Source organism: Pseudoxanthomonas sp. OG2 (assembly GCF_014192765.1).
Classification (GTDB): Bacteria; Pseudomonadota; Gammaproteobacteria; order Xanthomonadales; family Xanthomonadaceae; genus Pseudoxanthomonas_A; species Pseudoxanthomonas_A beigongshangi.
This window is the reverse complement of sequence record NZ_JACHYM010000001.1, coordinates 537,580-553,663: the sequence shown is the minus strand read 5'-3', so window position 1 is coordinate 553,663 and position 16,084 is coordinate 537,580. Positions and strand designations below refer to the sequence as shown.

The window sequence follows — 16,084 nt, the reverse complement described above, 5'->3', positions numbered from 1 at the left end:
GTGGTTCTTTTCAAAACGTTCCGCCCCTGTCGCTAACAGTTGGGTCCCCCGGGGGAGACCGTGCTGGTGGTCCTTGGATTTGTGATGAGTCGCACAAATCCTGCCAAGTCTAGGAAGCGGTACCCAAAGGGCGCCCAAACGGGACGATTCTGTTAATAATCCATAAATTTATGTGATGTAACTCACTAAAAATCACGATCAATCGGCCTTGCTGGCCCGGTTTCCCGCCGAAAACACGAGTCGGGGTGGGGGGTTGTGAGCGATACGTGACAGGTTCCGCGTGAGGCTCGGAAGCATCCCGAAAAGCGGAACTCCCGGGGCGGGCGGGCCTGAGCCACCGGAAATGCGGCCTTCGGAGCCATCAGGTGGGCAGGACCAAAAGTGACCCTGTGCGTCACAAAACGGTGATTTGAATCACGAAACTGTAACGAAGGCTCGGAGAGGCGATGAGAGGTCACATTGCCCGGCCCGCCGGGTTGGCACGCGAATTGCTCGATGACAGGCACATCCGCTCCGTGTCCACGCCGCCATGTACGACGCCCATTCGCCTTCAGACGCCCCTCCGTGGGACGGTGCCCGTACCCGGCCGCCGGAGCCGCCCGTGCCCGCGCCGGTTCCTGTGCCGGAATTCCGTCGCTTCTATGTGCCGATCCGCCTCAAGTACGTGCTGGTGCTGGCCGTCGCGCTGGCGTGGGCCGGACTGAGCGTCAAGCTGTCCCAGCCCTGGCTGCATGAATTGTCCGCCCACGTGGGCTTCGCCCTGGCGCTGGTCGTGATCATGTTCATCGCCTACGTGCCGGGCTTCATGAACGCGTTCCTGATCGGCTCCATCCTGGCCGACCGCCGTCCGCGCCTGCGCAGGTTCGAACGCCTGCCCGATGTCTGCGTACTGGTCGCCTGCTACAACGAGGCGGAGAACATCGCCGACACCCTCACCAGCCTGTCGCGCCAGGATTACCCGGGCGAAATCGAAGTGGTCGTGATCGACGATGGTTCCATCGACGACAGCGCCGCGATCGCCCGCGCGACCGCGGCCGACCAGGCGCGCCCCGGCCTGCGCATCCGCGTGCTGAACCAGCCGAAGAACGGCGGCAAGTCCAAGGCCCTCAACCGCGGCCTGGCGGAAACCCGGCAGGCGCTGGTGGTCACCGTCGACGGCGATTCCTATCTGCGTCCGGACGCGCTGCGCAAGCTGGTGGAACGGTTCCTGTCGGATCCGGCCGGCACCGTGGCGGTGGCCGGCGCTGTGCTGGTGCGCAACTCGCGCGAGAACTGGCTGACCCGCAGCCAGGAATGGGATTACTTCCACGGCATCGCCGCGGTCAAGCGCATGCAGAGCATGTATCACGGCACGCTGGTCGCGCAGGGCGCGTTTTCGCTGTACACCCGCGAGGCGCTCGAACAGGCCAACGGCTGGCCGGAGTGCGTGGGCGAGGACATCGTGCTGTCGTGGGCGCTGCTGAAGACCGGCGCGCGCATCGGCTACTGCGAGGAAGCCTGCCTGTTCACCCGCGTGCCGGAGAAGCTCGGCCAGTTCTCCAAGCAGCGCCAGCGCTGGTCGCGCGGCCTGATGGAAGCTTTCGCTCGCCACGGCAGCCTGCTGTTCAAGCCGCGCATGACCACCTTGTTCATCTGGTGGAACCTGCTGTTCCTGCCGCTGGATCTGGTCTACACGCTGGCCTTCATTCCCGGCTTGATCCTGGCGCTGTTCGGCTATTACTGGATCGCCGGTATCATGACGCTGCTGGTACTGCCGCTGGCGGCGTTGTGGAACCTGATCATCTTCCGCGTGCAGTCGAAGATGTTCAAAAGCCAGGATCTGCGCGTACGCCGCAACATCAGCGGATTCCTGTTCTACACCCTGGCCTACACCATGATCCTGCAGCCGGTCTGCGTCCTGGGGTATGCCGCCGAAATCCTGCGCCTGCGCAAGACCTGGGGGACCAAATGAGAAAGTGTGCCGTCGCCGCCGCCCTGGGATGGGCGCTGGCGATTCCCGTGTTGTCCGCCCATGCCGCCGAGGATGCGCCGGCCGCGCGCCCGGCGCTGCGGACGGACTTCTGGATGGGCTCCGATGCGGACGACAACGAAACCCGCAAGCTGGCACTGGGCTGGGACATCCAGCACCGCGATATCGAGCACTGGTGGGGCGTGAAGGTCGAACGCGCGCGCTTCTCCGGACGCGACTGGTCCGAATCCGAGAACCGCGCCTACCTGAGTGGCGCCGGCAGCCTGGGCAAGGACTGGCGCTGGGACGGCGACATCGGCAGCAACGGCGACGACCTGCTGGGCCGCGCCTCGATCCACAGCACCGATCCCTGGCGGAAGGAAATCTTCGTCGAGCGCGAAGTCCTGGAAACCCGACGCGGCGTGCGCGAGGGCTGGGTGCAGACCTTCGCCGGCGCAGCCATCGACATGCCCTTCAGCGATCGCTGGTCCGCCAGCCTGGTCGCCGGCGTGCAGGACTTCGGCACCGGCGACAACCTGCGCACCCACCTGCGCGGCAACCTGGTCTATGCGTTCGCGCCGGAGTACGGCCTGAGCGCGCAACTGCGCACCCGCTACTACCGCAACAGCGAAGCCTTCGAAGCCGACTACTATTCGCCGCCCTGGTACGGCGAAGCGCTCGGCGTGCTGGCCTGGCGCCGCCACATCGGCGGCTACCAGTGGAGCGCGCGCGCCGGCTGGGGCCGCCAGCGCAGCTCCGAGGAGGGCTGGAAGCGCGCCCGCCTGGCCGAGTTCGGCGTGGAGACCCCGCGCTGGAAGGACGCCTGGCTGCGCCTGGACGCCGGCTACACCGATACCCCGGTACTGACCGATACCGGCACCGGCAGCTACGCCTACCGCTACGTGCGCCTGCAGGCGTTCGTGGTGTTCTGAGATTCGGGAAGGTCTTGCCGGCCGGCGAGGTGCCTGCCGGCCTTCGGCCCCGTGGAACGGGGACTTCCGGTCTTCGGGCACAAAAAAACCCGAAAAACATTCGTTTTCCAGGCTTGATTGCGACCTATCGATTGGTCGGGGAGACAGGATTCGAACCTGCGACCTCTACGTCCCGAACGTAGCGCTCTACCAGACTGAGCTACACCCCGTGTGAGCCGGCTATTCTATTCAGGACGCCGACGGACGGCAACAGTTTTTTGCATGCCTGCCCCCGGCGCGCCGTTCAGTCTTAGAATGACGGCCCTCGATATCGCTCGTCCCCCCGGAGTTTTCGCTTGATCAAGCCACGCACGCCGCCAGGAGTGATGGAACTGCTGCCGCGCGAGCAGATCGCGTTCCAGCGCATGCTGGACACCATCCGCCGCAACTACGAGCGCTTCGGGTTCCTGCCGGTGGAAACCCCGGTGTTCGAGCTCTCGGAAACCCTGCTGACCAAGTCCGGCGGCGAGACCGAGCGCCAGGTCTATTTCGTGCAGTCCACCGGCGCGCTGGCCAAGACCGAGGCGGGTTCCGCCGAGGGCCTGCCGGAACTGGCGATGCGCTTCGACCTGACCGTGCCGCTGGCCCGCTACGTGGCCGAGCACGAGCACGAACTGACCTTCCCGTTCCGGCGCTACCAGATCCAGCGGGTGTACCGGGGCGAGCGCGCCCAGCGCGGCCGGTTCCGCGAGTTCTACCAGTGCGATATCGACGTCATCGGCAAGGACGCGCTCAGCATCCGCTTCGACGCCGAGATCCTGGCGGTCATCCACGCGGTCTTCAGTGATCTGGGCATCGGCAAGTTCACCATCCAGCTCAACAACCGCAAGCTGATGCGCGGCTTCTTCGAGGCCCAGGGCATCGCCGACGGCGAACGGCAGGCGCTGGTGCTGCGCGAGGTCGACAAGCTCGACAAGCGCGGCGCCGACTACGTGCGCGAGACCCTGCAAGGTCCGGATTTCAACGTGCCGGCCGAAGCGGTCGCGCGGATTCTCGAATTCGTCGCCGTGCGCTCGACCAGCCATGCCGACGCATTGGCCCGCCTGGAAGCGCTGGGGCAGGGCAACGAGACACTGGCCCAGGGCGTGGCCGAGCTGCGCGAAGTGCTGGAACTGGTGCATGCGCTGGGCGTTCCCGAGAGCGACTATTGCCTCAACTTCTCGATTGCACGCGGCCTGGATTACTACACCGGCACCGTCTACGAGACCCAGTTGGACGACTACGTCCAGATCGGCTCGATCTGTTCGGGCGGCCGCTACGAGGATCTGGCCAGCCACTACACCAAATCGAAGTTGCCCGGCGTGGGCATCTCCATCGGCCTGACCCGCCTGTTCTGGCAGTTGCGCGAGGCCGGACTGATCGCCGGCAGCGATGAGAGCAGCGTGCAGGCGATGGTGGCGCTGATGGACGATGACGCGCTGGCCGATTCGCTGGACATCGCCCGTCGCCTGCGCGTCGCCGGCATCAATACCGAAGTGCAGATGGAAGCGCGCAAGTTGGCCAAGCAATTCCAGTACGCCTCGCGCGCGGGCATCCGTTTCGTGGTGCTGGCCGGCGAGGACGAACGCGCCCGCGGCATGGTCACGGTGAAGGATCTGGTCCGCGAACAGCAGTTCGAGGTCAAGCGCGAGGAACTGGCCAGCAGCCTGAAGGTGGAGCTGGAGCAGGCCCGCGCGCTCGCGGGCCGCTGAAAGCACACGAACGGTAGAGCGGAGCTTGCTCCGCTGTTTTTCGCAGTGGTTTGAGTCCGCGGAGCCGAGCGAGCCCGGCTCTACATGGGTAGAGCGGAGCTTGCTCCGCTGCTTTTCGCACGTGGTTTGAGTCCGCGGAGCCGAGCTTGCTCTGCTGCTTTTCCCGCGTGGTTGAATCCGCGGAGCCGGGCAAGCCCAGATCCACAGGGGTAGAGCGGAGCTTGCTCCGCTGCTTTTCGCGCGTGGTTGAGGCCGCGGAGCCGGGCAAGCCCGGCTCTACAGCGTGCGCACGCAATCGCGGCCTTCGGCCTTGGCGGTATAGAGCGCCTGGTCGGCGACCTGCAGGGCGGAATCGATGCTGTTCTTGTCGATGTCCACGCAATGCACGCCGATGCTGGCGGAGATGGGAATGTCCAGATCCCCGCTGCGGCAGGGCCGATCGCGCAGGCGCTGGCGCAGTTCCTCGGCCACATTGCTGGCCTCGTCCAGATCCATGTCGGGCAGGGCGGCGATGAATTCCTCGCCACCGAAGCGCGCAACCAGCGCGCCGTAAGGCCGCAGCGTTTCGGCCATCGTGTTGGAAGTCCAGCGCAGGCAGTCGTCGCCGACCAGGTGGCCGTAGGTATCGTTGATGCGCTTGAAGTGGTCCAGATCGATCATCAGCAGCGAGATGGGCTGCTGGCTGTTGCGCGCCTGCGAGAGCAGGTGTTCGAAGGCTTCGCGGAAGTGGGTGCGATTGTAGAGTTCGGTCAGCCCGTCCAACTGGCTGAACTCGCGCAGGCGCAGGTGCGCGGCTTCCAGTTGCTCCAGCGCGCTGCGCAACTCGCCGGTGCGTTGTTCGACCTTGATTTCCAACTGGTCGCGCGATTCGCGCACGATCCGCTCGTTCTCGTTGCGCAGCGAGGCGTAGCGGTAGCCCAGCGCGACCGACAGCAGCAGCATTTCCAGGGCCGAACCGATCTGCACGCTGTACTCGGTGACGAAGTTCTTGGGCAGCGCGCCGAAGGCGACCATCGCGACCATCGCGATGCCCGCCAGGAACATCGACCAGGCCAGCAGGAACAGCTTGGCCGGCTTGTAGCCGCTGCGCATGGCAACCACCGCCTCGACCGCGATCCAGGCCACGCTCAGGATCACCGCGACCACCGCCAACTGGGTGGATAGCCGGATGGGAATCCAGGTGGTGGCGACGCCCAGCACCACGAACAGCGCGATCATGCCCAGGCCGATGCGGTCACCCAGCGGCCAGCGCCGGGCCAGGCCTAGGAAATTGCGTGCGAACTGCTGCATGCCGATCTGCGCCAGGCAGATCGAAAGCGGTACGGCCTTGTCCGCCAGCCACGGTGAATGCGGCCACAAGTACTCGAAGCCCAATCCGTACAAGGTGAACAGCACCAGCCCGAAAGCGCTGATATGGAACATGTACCAGAAGTAGCTGGCGTCGCGCAGGGTCAGCCACAACACCAGGTTGTAGGTGAACAGCGCCAGCAGGATGCCGTAGTACACGCCCATCGCGAACTGTGCGTCGCGCGAGAGTTCGGCGAAGGCGGTTGGCGTGTACAGGGCCAGCGGCACCTGCATCGAGCTCTGGCTTTCCACCCGGACGAACAGATCCGCCGGCTGTCCGGGCGGCAGGTCAAGCTGGAAGTTCGGATGCCGGTAGCGCACGCTGCGCTGCTCGAAATGCAGGTGATCGCCACCGGCCTGGTGGAACAACTGGCCGTCGGGGTAGCGCACGTACACGTCCAGCCGATCGCTCAGCGCGTACTGCTGGACCAGCAGCCAGCGCGGTTCCTGCAGGTTGCGATTGAGCAGGCTGACGTGGAACCAGTAGGCGCCGGGCTGGAAACCGAAGGATGCATCGTCGCCTGGCAATGGCCGGAAGCGTCCCGCCCGCAGGCTGGTCTCGATCGCCCGGATATCGGCCCGGCCATCGCTGTCGTGGAAATAGGTCGTATGGGGAGCCAGGGCATGGGTGGCCGCATCGCCTGACATCACCAGTGGTGCCTGCGCCTGCGCGAGCGCGCAGAACAGCATCAGCGCGGCCAGCAGCCAGCGAAGTCCGCGGATGGCTTCCCTCATTCCCGTCCCCGATCCAGAGCACCCGCCGGGCCGGCGGACCGGCCGTCAGTTTAACCGTGGGACCGGGGGAGGCCGGGAGGGGGCGGACTTGACGGGGCCTGGAGGCTCAACTAATGTATTAACGCGTTAGTACATTGATTGGGCCGGTCGCCGGTCCCTGATTTCCCGGACCCCACTGACTCCCCATGAAGCGCCGCCCCGCCATTCCCGACGATGACCGCGCCGAAAGCGCCTCCCTGCAGGCGCTTTCCCAGGCGCTGGCCAGCCTGGGCGAAGCCGGGCAGGTGCGTGCGTTCCTGGAAGACCTGTGCACGCCGGCCGAGTTGGAGGCCATGGCCGACCGCTGGCGGGTGGTGCCGCTGCTGCTCAAGGGCGTGCCTTACCGGGAAATCCACGAGCTGACCCAGGTCAGCGTGACCACCATCGGGCGGGTCGCCCGCACCCTCGAACGGGGCACCGGCGGCTACGCCACCGCGTTCCAGCAGCAGCAACCGCGCGCCAACGGCGCCTCCCACTGAGTTTCCTCCCATGAGTCCCAGGGTTGTACCCGCGACGCGCGATCGCCTGCGCATCGCCATCCAGAAAAGTGGCCGCCTGGCCGAACCCGCGCGCGCGCTGCTCGCCGCCTGCGGACTGAGTTGGCGCGAGAGCCGCGACAAGCTGTTCTGCTACGGCGAATCGCTGCCGATCGACCTGCTGCTGGTGCGCGACGACGACATTCCGGGCCTGATTGCCGACGGCGTGTGCGACTTCGGCGTGGTCGGCCGCAACGAACTGGACGAACAGGCCGGCGAACGCGCGCGCATCGGCCTGCCGGCGGCCTACCGGGAACTGCGTCCGCTCGGCTTCGGCCAGTGCCGGCTGATGCTGGCGGTGCCGGACAACTGGGAATGGCAGGGCGCGGCGCAACTGCAGGGCCTGCGCATCGCCACCAGCTATCCGGCAATCCTGTCGGACTGGCTGCGGCGCCAGGGCGTGGAAGCGGCTGTGGTGGAGTTGTCGGGTTCTGTGGAAATCGCCCCGCGCCTGGGCACCGCCGACCTGATCTGCGATCTGGTTTCCAGCGGCGCGACCCTGGCGGCCAACCAGCTCAAGCCGGTGGAAACCCTGCTGGACAGCGAGGCCGTGTTGGCCGGTCCGGTCCGCGAGTTCGAGGACGAGCGCGCGGGACTGGCGGCGATGCTGCTGCGCCGGGTCGACGGCGTGCTCAAGCTCAAGGACAGCAAGCTGCTGATGTTCCGCGCCAACCGCGACACCGTCGCCGAACTTTCGCGACTGCTGCCGGATGCGGAACCGCTGGTCCAACTGCCCGGTTCCGGCGAAGGTCCGCTGTCGCTGCAGACCATGTGCCACGGCGCCATCACCTGGCAGCGGCTGGAAGAACTGGAACGCGCCGGCGCGCAGGGATTGATGGTGCTTTCGGTCGAGAGGTCGCTGGCATGAATCGCTTGATCTGGTCCCGCCTCGATGGCGAACAACGCCGCGCCGCCCTGCGCCGTCCGGTGCAGGGCGTGGCCCAGCGCACCCGCGACGCGGTCGCCGCGGTGCTGGCGGAAGTGCGCCAGCTCGGCGACCCGGCGCTGCGCGAATTCACCAGCCGTTTCGACGGTGTGGCGCTGGACGATTTCGAAGTGCCCGCGGCGGAGTTCGCCGCCGCCGAAGCGGCGGTGGCGCCGGCGCTGAAGCAGGCGATGGAGGAGGCGGTCGCCCGCATCGAAGCCTTCCACCGCGCGGGCATGGCCCAGCCGTACGCGGTCGAAACCGCACCCGGCGTGCTTTGCGAACGGATGATCCGGCCGATTGCGCGGGTGGGCCTGTACGTCCCGGCCGGCAGTGCGCCGTTGCCTTCCACCGCATTGATGCTGGGCGTGCCGGCGCGCCTGGCCGGTTGCCGCGAGGTGGTGCTGTGCACGCCGCCGCGCGCCGACGGCAGCGCCGATCCCGCCGTGCTGGTGGCCGCGCGGATGACCGGCGTGACCCGCGTGTTCAAGTTGGGCGGCGCGCAGGCGATCGCGGCGATGGCGTTCGGCACCGCCAGCGTGCCCCGCTGCGACAAGCTGTTCGGGCCGGGCAACAGTTACGTGACCGAGGCCAAGCAGCAGATCGCGCAGGCCGGCGTGGCCGCCATCGACATGCCGGCCGGGCCGTCGGAAGTGCTGGTGATCGCAGATGCCGGCGCGGATCCCGCGTTCGTCGCGGCGGATCTGCTGTCGCAGGCCGAGCACGGCCCGGATTCACAGGTGCTGCTGTTGTCGGACGCACCTTCGCTCATCGACCGCGTCGCGGTGGAACTGGAACGCCAGCTCGCGGCGTTGCCGCGCGCGGCGATCGCGCGCCAGGCGCTGTCCGCCTCGCGCCTGATCGAAGTGGAGCGGCTGGACGATGCGTTCTCGGTCAGCAACGAATACGCGCCCGAGCACCTGATCCTGGCCCTGCGCGACCCGCGCGCCTGGCTGGAGCGGGTGGAAGCGGCCGGCTCGGTGTTCCTGGGCGATTACACGCCCGAAGCGCTGGGCGACTATTGCAGCGGCACCAACCACGTGCTGCCGACCAGCGGCGCCGCGCGCGCCTACAGCGGCGTGAGCGTGGCCAGCTTCCAGAATTTCGTCAGCGTGCAGGCGGCCAGCCGCGCGGGCATCGGCCGCATCGGCGCGTGCGCCTTGACCCTGGCGCGCGCCGAGGGACTTGACGCGCATGCCAACGCGGTCGCGCTGCGGCTGGAGGCGGCATGAATACGCCCGACAACAAGGCGGCAAATGCCGGAGTGCTGAGTCTGGTCAGGCCCGACCTGCGCGGTTTCGGTGGCTACAAATCGGCCCGCACCGAAGCCTTGCGCGGGGATGTCTGGCTCAACGCCAACGAGTCGGCCTGGTCCAACCCGGCCGACGCGGGCGCGACCTGCCAGCGCTATCCGGAACCGCAACCAGCAGCCTTGCGCGCGGTGCTGGCCGACTTGTACGGCTGTGCCCCGGAGCAGTTGCTTATCGGCCGCGGCAGCGACGAGGCCATCGATCTGCTGGTGCGCGCGCTGTGCGTGCCGGAACGTGACGGGGTGGTGATCAGCTCGCCGGTCTTCGGCATGTACGCGGTGTCCGCGCGATTGCAGAACGCACCGCTCATCGATGTGCCGCTACGCGATACCGAGCAGGGCTTCGAGCCGGATTTGGATGGACTGGCCGCCGCCGCGCTGGCGAACGGCGCCAAGCTGGTGTTCCTGTGCTCGCCGACCAATCCCACCGGACGCGCCTGTACGCGGGAGGAAATCGCGGACCTGGCCGGGCGCCTGGCCGGTCGTGCGCTGCTGGTGGTCGACGAGGCCTATGTGGAGTTTTCCGATGTTCCCTCGGCCAGCAACTTGATTGCGCGGTTCCCCAATCTGGTGGTGTTGCGCACGCTGTCCAAGGCGCACGCGCTGGCGGCCGCACGAATCGGCGTGGCGATCGCCGCGGAGGAACTGATCGCTGTGCTGCGTGCCTGCCAGGCGCCGTATCCGGTGCCTGCGCCCTGCGCGGAACTCGCGCTCGCCGGCCTGGCGCCGGCGGCGCTGGCGCAGACCCGGCAGCGGGTGGAACGGGTGCGGCGCGAACGCGAGCGGATGCGGGGCGCGCTGGCGGCGCTTCCCGGCGTGCGTCGCGTCTATCCCTCGCAGGGCAATTACCTGCTGGTGCGGTTCGACGATGCCGACCGAGCGTTCACCGCGCTGCTGTCCACCGGCGTGGTGGTGCGCGACCAGCGCGCCGCGCCGCAACTGGGCGATGCGCTGCGGATCAGCATCGGCAGTCCGGAGCAGAACGAACGGGTGCTGGCGGCACTGGCCGTGCGGGAGGCGGCGGCATGACTCCGATCCTGTTCATCGATCGCGACGGCACCCTCATCGAGGAACCAGCCGATTTCCAGATCGACGCCTACGAGAAGATCCGGTTCGTGCGCGACTGCATTCCGGCGTTGCTGAAGCTGCGCGACGCCGGCTACCAGTTCGTCATCGTCAGCAACCAGGACGGACTGGGCAGCGAAGGCTATCCGCAGGCGTCGTTCGATGGTCCGAACGATCTGATGCTGCAGATCTTCGAAAGCCAGGGCATCCGTTTCCGCGAAGTGCTGGTCGACCCGAGCTGGCCGGAAGAGAACCGTCCGACCCGCAAGCCCGGCATCGGGCTGGTCCTGCACTATCTCCAGGATCGCGAGATCGACTGGGCGCGCTCGGCGATGGTCGGCGACCGGCCCACCGATATCCAGTTCGCCGACAACCTGCGCATCCGCGGTTTCCAGCTGAAGACCTCGCAGTTCGGTGGCGACTGGGACTGGCCGTCGATCGCGCATGAACTGGCCGACGCGCCGCGCCGGGCAAACGTCCAGCGCAATACGAAGGAAACCCGTATCCGCGTGGAGGTGGATCTGGATCGGGTGGCCGAGCCGGTCATCCGCACGGGACTGCCGTTCTTCGACCACATGCTGGAACAGATCGGCAAGCACGGCGGTTTCGCCCTGCGCATCGACACCGAGGGCGATCTGCACATCGACGAGCACCACACGGTGGAGGACACCGGCCTGGCGCTGGGACAGGCGCTGAAGCAGGCGCTTGGCGACAAGCGCGGCATCGGCCGCTACGGCTTCACCCTGCCGATGGACGAAACCCTGGCCAGCGCGGCGCTGGATTTCAGCGGCCGGCCGTACTTCGTGTTCGACGGTGAATTCCGCCGCGAGCGGGTTGGCGATCTACCCACCGAACTGGTGCCGCATTTCTTCCGTTCGCTGTGCGACGCCTCCGGCCTCAACCTCAACCTGAGCGTGCGCGGCGACAACGACCACCACAAAATCGAAGCCTGCTTCAAGGCGCTGGCGCGCGCGTTGCGCCAGGCGATCCGGCGCGAAGGCGCGGAACTGCCCTCGACCAAGGGAGCGTTGTGATGCAGGTGGCGTTGGTGGATGCCGGTGGCGCCAACATCGGTTCGGTCCGCTACGCGCTGGAGCGCCTCGGCGTGGCCGCCACGCTCACCGCGGATGCGGCGGTCATCCGCGCCGCGGACCGGGTCATCCTGCCTGGCGTGAGCACCGCGGCCACGGTGATGGCGCGGCTGCGCGAGCAGGGACTGATCGAGGTGCTGCGACAACTGGAATGCCCGTTGCTGGGGGTCTGCGTCGGAATGCAGCTGTTGTTCGAACATTCGGAAGAAGACGACACGCCCTGCCTGGGCCTGTTGTCGGGGCGGGTGGCGCGATTGTCGCCGGGTCCCGGCATCCGGGTCCCGCACATGGGCTGGAACACGCTGCGTACGCAGCGCGGGTCCGGTCTGACCACTGGCCTGGACGGCGGCCATGCCTATTTCGTGCACAGCTACGCCGCGCCGGTCGGTGCGGATTGTCTGATGAGCACCGAGCATGGCCAGCCGTTCGCGGCGGTGGTGCAGCGTGGCCGCGTGGCCGGTGCGCAGTTCCATCCGGAGCGCTCGGCCGAGGTCGGTGCGCGGCTGATCCGGAACTTCATCGAAGCGGGATTGCAATGATGGCCGCGGTATCGGCGGGCGCGGGCGCGCAACAGGACTTCCAGGCCTATCCGGCCATCGATATCCGCGACGGCCGGGTCGTGCGGCTGGCGCAGGGCGACTATGCGCGCGAGACCCGCTATGGCGACGATCCGCTGGCGATCATCCGCGGCTATGCGGAACAGGGCGCGCGCTGGCTGCATCTGGTGGATCTGGATGCGGCCCGCGCCGGCGGCTACACCCTGGCGCCGCTGCTGCGCGATATCGCCACCACCACCGGGCTGCGGGTCCAGACCGGCGGCGGCGTGCGCTCGCGCGAGGATGTCGCGCGCCTGCTCGATGCCGGCGCGGCGCGGGTGGTGATCGGATCGCTGGCGGTACGCGAACCGGAAGCGGTGCTGGCCTGGTTGGCCGAGTTCGGCGCCGAGCGCATCACCGTGGCGCTGGACACGCGCCAGGACGCCGCCGGCGTCTGGCGATTGCCGGTGCACGGCTGGACCGAGGACGCCGGCGTGACCCTGGATGAACTGGCGGTCCGCTTCGAGGCCGGCGGACTGGTCCACGCGCTGAGCACCGATATCGCCCGCGACGGCATGCTGTCCGGCCCCAACCTCGATCTGTACCGGCACCTGGGCGCGGTTGCGCCGCGGCTGCGCGTGCAGGCGTCCGGCGGTGTCCGCGCGCTCGACGATATCGTCGCCGCGCGCGCGCAGGGCTGTGCCGGCATCGTGCTGGGGCGCGCGCTGCTGGAAGGCCGCTTCAGCGTGGCCGAGGCGCTGTCATGCTGAGCCGGCGCATCATCCCGTGCCTGGACGTGCGCGACGGCCGCGTGGTCAAGGGCGTGCGCTTCCGCGATCACGTCGACATGGGCGACATCACCGAGCTGGCATTGCGCTACCGCGATGCCGGCGCCGATGAACTGGTGTTCTACGACATCGGCGCCAGTCCGGAAGGGCGCTCGGTGGATTACGCATGGGTGGAGCGGGTCTCGCGCCTGCTCGACATTCCGTTCTGCGTGGCAGGCGGCATCCGCGACGTGGATACCGCGCGGCGTGTGCTGCACGCCGGCGCGGACAAGATTTCGGTCAACACGCCGGCGCTGGAACGTCCCGCGCTGATTGGCGAACTGGCAAAGGCCTTCGGCGTGCAATGCGTCGTGGTCGGTATCGATTCGGTGCGCGAGGCCGACGGCGAATGGCGGGTGCGCCAGTACACCGGCGATCCGGCACGTACCCGCGCGCTGCCGGTGCGTACGCTGGACTGGGTGGGCGAGGCGCAGCGGCTGGGCGCGGGCGAAATCGTGCTCAACTGCATGGACAGCGACGGCGTGCGGCGTGGCTACGACATCGAGCAACTGACCGCCGTGCGCGCGCTGTGCGCGGTGCCGCTGGTGGCTTCCGGCGGTGCCGGGGAACCCGAGCATTTCGCCGAGGTATTCCAGCGTGCCGATGTCGATGGCGCGCTCGCCGCCAGCGTGTTCCACAGTGGCCGGATCGCCATTCCGGATCTGAAGACCTACCTGCGCGGGCAGGGCATCGAGGTGCGTGATGTCGCTTGAACCGGAACAACTGGATTGGAACAAGGGCGACGGCCTGCTGCCGGTGATCGTGCAGGATGCGTCGACCCGCCGCGTGTTGATGCTCGGTTACATGAACCGCGAAGCCCTGGAGGCGACCCTGGCCAGCGGCCGGGTGACCTTCTACAGCCGCAGCAAGCAGCGCCTGTGGACCAAGGGGGAGAGTTCCGGCCACGTGCTGGAAGTGCGGGCCATCGAGGCTGATTGCGACAACGACACCCTGCTGGTCCAGGCGGTGCCGCACGGGCCGACCTGTCACCTCCAGCGCGCCAGTTGCTTCGCGGAGGCGCCGGGCTCGTTCCTGGCCGAACTGGACGCGCTGGTGGCGCGCCGCGAGCGCGAGCGCCCGGCGGGCAGCTATACCACCCGGCTGTTCGAGGAAGGCGTGCGCCGGATTGCGCAGAAGGTCGGCGAGGAAGGCGTGGAGACGGCGTTGGCCGCGGTGGCGCAGGACGAGGCGGCGCTGCTCGGCGAAAGCGCGGACCTGCTGTATCACCTGCTGGTGCTGCTGCGCAGCCGCGGGAGGGGTTTGGCCGATGTCGAGGCGTTGCTCGCCGCCCGCCATTCCGCCTGAACCTGCATCGCGGTGGCGAGGTACGCCGCTGCCGCACGATAATCGGCGGGTTGCCCGAGGGGCGTCGCCGGAATCCGTGGATATGACCCAGCGCGTGGTATGGCTGCCGCTCGTCGTCCTGTCGTTGTTGGCCATTGCGGATGCGTCCGCGTCGTCGCGGGCAGAGGACGCCACCGCGGCCACGCAGGAGGCGGCCGCGGCCACCGGACAGGCGTTGGCGGAAGTGACCGGGGTGATCTACCTGGATGCCAACGGCAACGGCCGCCGCGATCCGCGCGAACAGGGCCTGGCCGGAGTGAAGGTCTCCAACGGCCGCGATGTCGCCGTCAGCGACGCACGGGGAGGCTACCGGCTACCCGGACGCGAGCGCGCCACCGTCTTCGTGATAAAGCCGCCGGCGTACGCCGTGCCGACGGGCGCCGACGGCTTGCCCCGGTTCTGGCAGCATCTGTTCCCGCAGGGGTCGCCCGCGCTGAAGTACGGCGGCATTCCGGCCGCCGCCGTCCCGGCCCAGGTGGATTTCGGCCTGTTGCCCGCCATGCGGCGCGGGAGCGGCTCCAGCCTGGAGATGCTGGTGTTCGGCGACCCGCAACCCAAGACGCGGACCGACGTGGATTACTACGCGCGCGACATCGTGGCGCCGTTGGTCGGCCGGCACGGCGCCCGCCTGGGACTGAGCGTGGGCGATATCGTCAATGATGATCTGAGCCTGTATCCGGCCATGAACCAGGTGACGGCGAAACTGGGCGTGCCCTGGCTGCACGTGGCCGGAAACCACGATCTGGATTTCGACGCGCAGGCCGACGAGGACTCGCTGCTGAGCTTCCGCAACGTCTACGGCCCCGACACCTATGCGTGGGAGGAGCCGCAGGCCAGCTTCATCGTGCTGGACGACGTGGTCTATCGCCCCGGCCAGAAACCGGCCTACATCGGTGGGCTGCGCGAAGCGCAGTTCGATTTCCTCCGGCAGTACCTGGCGACCCTGCCGAAGGAACGCCGGGTGGTGATTGCCGCGCACATCCCGTTCTTCGATCCCCTCCCGGGTGTGGAGACTTTCCGCCGTGCCGACCGCGAACGCCTGTTCACCCTGCTGCGGGAACATACGCAGGTGCTGCTGATCAGCGCGCACACCCACAACCAGCGCCACTACCGTCATGGCGCGGACACCGGCTGGCAGGGCGCGCAGCCACTGCACGAGTACAACGTCGGCGCCACTTGCGGCGCGTTCTGGTCGGGGGTGAAGGATGCGCAGGGCATCCCCGACACGACCATGAGCGACGGCACTCCCAACGGCTACGCGTGGCTGACGATCCAGCCGGACGGCGACTATGCACTGCGCTACCACGTGGCGCGCGCGGCCGGTGATCCGGCGATCGGCCTGCATGCGCCGAAGGTGTTGCGACAGGGCGCCTATCCGGCCTACGGCGTATACGCCAACGTCTACATGGGTGAAGCCGATACGCGGGTCGAATATCGCATCGACGGCGGTGAATGGAAACCGATGCGGCGTGTACTGCAGGCCGATCCGGCGCTGCTGGCGGAGAACATCGCGGATGACACCGCGACCGCGTTGCGTGGCTACGATCGTTCGCCGGAAGCGGACACCTCCACCCACCTCTGGCGCGGCGCGCTGCCGACGGATCTGGCAGCGGGCGAGCACCGCATCGACGTGCGGGCATTCGATCGGTGGCGGGGCGAGCAGGCCACGTCCACCACCTATCGGCTGCAGCAGGCGGCCGAATAGCGGCACGCGCCGGGA

Annotated in this window: 14 protein-coding genes and 1 tRNA gene; 13 read left to right on the top strand and 2 right to left on the bottom strand. The window is 67.8% G+C overall.

All coding sequences use genetic code 11. The features are described from left to right. Nucleotides 1–601: 601 nt before the first annotated feature. Together FHW78_RS02470 and FHW78_RS02465 are read left to right on the top strand one after the other, a co-directional pair. On the top strand, nt 602–1,951 hold the full coding sequence (locus tag FHW78_RS02470) for a glycosyltransferase (protein ID WP_343205525.1): 1,350 nt from the start codon (nt 602–604) through the stop codon (nt 1,949–1,951). Then, entirely contained in the window at nt 1,948–2,880 is a 933-nt protein-coding gene (locus tag FHW78_RS02465) for a hypothetical protein (protein WP_183637270.1), read from the top strand. The genes FHW78_RS02470 and FHW78_RS02465 overlap by 4 nt, the downstream gene beginning before the upstream one ends. A 132-nt stretch (nt 2,881–3,012) precedes the next feature. On the opposite strand, the gene FHW78_RS02460 is transcribed toward FHW78_RS02465, so the two are convergent. After that, a tRNA-Pro gene (locus FHW78_RS02460) sits at nt 3,013–3,089 on the bottom strand. Between the two features lie 126 nt (nt 3,090–3,215). On the opposite strand from FHW78_RS02460, the gene hisS reads away from it, so the two are divergent. Next, nucleotides 3,216–4,610 (top strand): histidine--tRNA ligase, encoded by a 1,395-nt coding sequence (hisS, locus tag FHW78_RS02455; protein WP_183637267.1) that lies wholly within the window; start codon nt 3,216–3,218, stop codon nt 4,608–4,610. A 276-nt stretch (nt 4,611–4,886) separates the two neighbouring features. Here hisS and FHW78_RS02450 read toward each other — a convergent pair whose 3' ends face one another. Continuing rightward, a complete protein-coding gene (locus FHW78_RS02450) occupies nt 4,887–6,692 on the bottom strand; it encodes a diguanylate cyclase (protein WP_183637264.1) in 1,806 nt (601 codons plus the stop codon). 185 nt (nt 6,693–6,877) lie between these two features. On the opposite strand from FHW78_RS02450, the gene FHW78_RS02445 reads away from it, so the two are divergent. The 10 genes from FHW78_RS02445 to FHW78_RS02400 all read left to right on the top strand — a co-directional run bounded on the left by FHW78_RS02445 (nt 6,878) and on the right by FHW78_RS02400 (nt 16,069). Further along, nucleotides 6,878–7,210 (top strand): YerC/YecD family TrpR-related protein, encoded by a 333-nt coding sequence (locus FHW78_RS02445; protein ID WP_183637261.1) that lies wholly within the window; start codon nt 6,878–6,880, stop codon nt 7,208–7,210. A 10-nt stretch (nt 7,211–7,220) separates the two neighbouring features. Further along, nucleotides 7,221–8,135 carry an ATP phosphoribosyltransferase gene (gene hisG / locus FHW78_RS02440; RefSeq protein ID WP_183637258.1) on the top strand — a complete coding sequence of 305 codons (915 nt, stop codon included), beginning with the start codon at nt 7,221–7,223 and terminating at the stop codon, nt 8,133–8,135. Next, complete coding sequence (gene hisD / locus FHW78_RS02435; RefSeq protein WP_183637255.1) at nt 8,132–9,424, top strand: histidinol dehydrogenase; 1,293 nt, start codon at nt 8,132–8,134, stop codon at nt 9,422–9,424. Before hisG ends, hisD begins: the two co-directional genes overlap by 4 nt. Then, nucleotides 9,421–10,530 (top strand): histidinol-phosphate transaminase, encoded by a 1,110-nt coding sequence (gene hisC / locus FHW78_RS02430; RefSeq protein WP_183637252.1) that lies wholly within the window; start codon nt 9,421–9,423, stop codon nt 10,528–10,530. Before hisD ends, hisC begins: the two co-directional genes overlap by 4 nt. Next, complete coding sequence (gene hisB, locus FHW78_RS02425; RefSeq protein WP_183637249.1) at nt 10,527–11,600, top strand: bifunctional histidinol-phosphatase/imidazoleglycerol-phosphate dehydratase HisB; 1,074 nt, start codon at nt 10,527–10,529, stop codon at nt 11,598–11,600. Before hisC ends, hisB begins: the two co-directional genes overlap by 4 nt. Further along, entirely contained in the window at nt 11,597–12,196 is a 600-nt protein-coding gene (hisH, locus tag FHW78_RS02420; RefSeq protein ID WP_183637245.1) for an imidazole glycerol phosphate synthase subunit HisH, read from the top strand. Before hisB ends, hisH begins: the two co-directional genes overlap by 4 nt. Further along, nucleotides 12,196–12,963, top strand: a complete 768-nt coding sequence (hisA, locus tag FHW78_RS02415) for a 1-(5-phosphoribosyl)-5-[(5-phosphoribosylamino)methylideneamino]imidazole-4-carboxamide isomerase (protein ID WP_183637242.1) — start codon at nt 12,196–12,198, stop codon at nt 12,961–12,963. The genes hisH and hisA overlap by 1 nt, the downstream gene beginning before the upstream one ends. Beyond that, entirely contained in the window at nt 12,957–13,733 is a 777-nt protein-coding gene (hisF, locus tag FHW78_RS02410) for an imidazole glycerol phosphate synthase subunit HisF (protein WP_183637237.1), read from the top strand. The genes hisA and hisF overlap by 7 nt, the downstream gene beginning before the upstream one ends. Then, on the top strand, nt 13,723–14,325 hold the full coding sequence (hisIE, locus tag FHW78_RS02405; protein WP_183637219.1) for a bifunctional phosphoribosyl-AMP cyclohydrolase/phosphoribosyl-ATP diphosphatase HisIE: 603 nt from the start codon (nt 13,723–13,725) through the stop codon (nt 14,323–14,325). The genes hisF and hisIE overlap by 11 nt, the downstream gene beginning before the upstream one ends. An 82-nt stretch (nt 14,326–14,407) precedes the next feature. Next, on the top strand, nt 14,408–16,069 hold the full coding sequence (locus FHW78_RS02400; RefSeq protein ID WP_183637216.1) for a calcineurin-like phosphoesterase family protein: 1,662 nt from the start codon (nt 14,408–14,410) through the stop codon (nt 16,067–16,069). The last annotated feature ends 15 nt before the right edge of the window (nt 16,070–16,084 follow it).

What these genes read in the sequence shown, in the direction of transcription:
- hisIE (WP_183637219.1), top strand. Translation starts at nt 13,723, where the DNA reads ATGTCGCTTGAACCGGAACAACTGGATTGGAACAAGGGCGACGGCCTG.
- FHW78_RS02465 (WP_183637270.1), top strand. Translation starts at nt 1,948, where the DNA reads ATGAGAAAGTGTGCCGTCGCCGCCGCCCTGGGATGGGCGCTGGCGATT.
- hisG (WP_183637258.1), top strand. Translation starts at nt 7,221, where the DNA reads ATGAGTCCCAGGGTTGTACCCGCGACGCGCGATCGCCTGCGCATCGCC.
- hisF (WP_183637237.1), top strand. Translation starts at nt 12,957, where the DNA reads ATGCTGAGCCGGCGCATCATCCCGTGCCTGGACGTGCGCGACGGCCGC.
- hisA (WP_183637242.1), top strand. Translation starts at nt 12,196, where the DNA reads ATGGCCGCGGTATCGGCGGGCGCGGGCGCGCAACAGGACTTCCAGGCC.
- hisD (WP_183637255.1), top strand. Translation starts at nt 8,132, where the DNA reads ATGAATCGCTTGATCTGGTCCCGCCTCGATGGCGAACAACGCCGCGCC.
- FHW78_RS02450 (WP_183637264.1), bottom strand. Translation starts at nt 6,692, where the DNA reads ATGAGGGAAGCCATCCGCGGACTTCGCTGGCTGCTGGCCGCGCTGATG.
- FHW78_RS02400 (WP_183637216.1), top strand. Translation starts at nt 14,408, where the DNA reads ATGACCCAGCGCGTGGTATGGCTGCCGCTCGTCGTCCTGTCGTTGTTG.
- FHW78_RS02445 (WP_183637261.1), top strand. Translation starts at nt 6,878, where the DNA reads ATGAAGCGCCGCCCCGCCATTCCCGACGATGACCGCGCCGAAAGCGCC.
- hisC (WP_183637252.1), top strand. Translation starts at nt 9,421, where the DNA reads ATGAATACGCCCGACAACAAGGCGGCAAATGCCGGAGTGCTGAGTCTG.
- hisB (WP_183637249.1), top strand. Translation starts at nt 10,527, where the DNA reads ATGACTCCGATCCTGTTCATCGATCGCGACGGCACCCTCATCGAGGAA.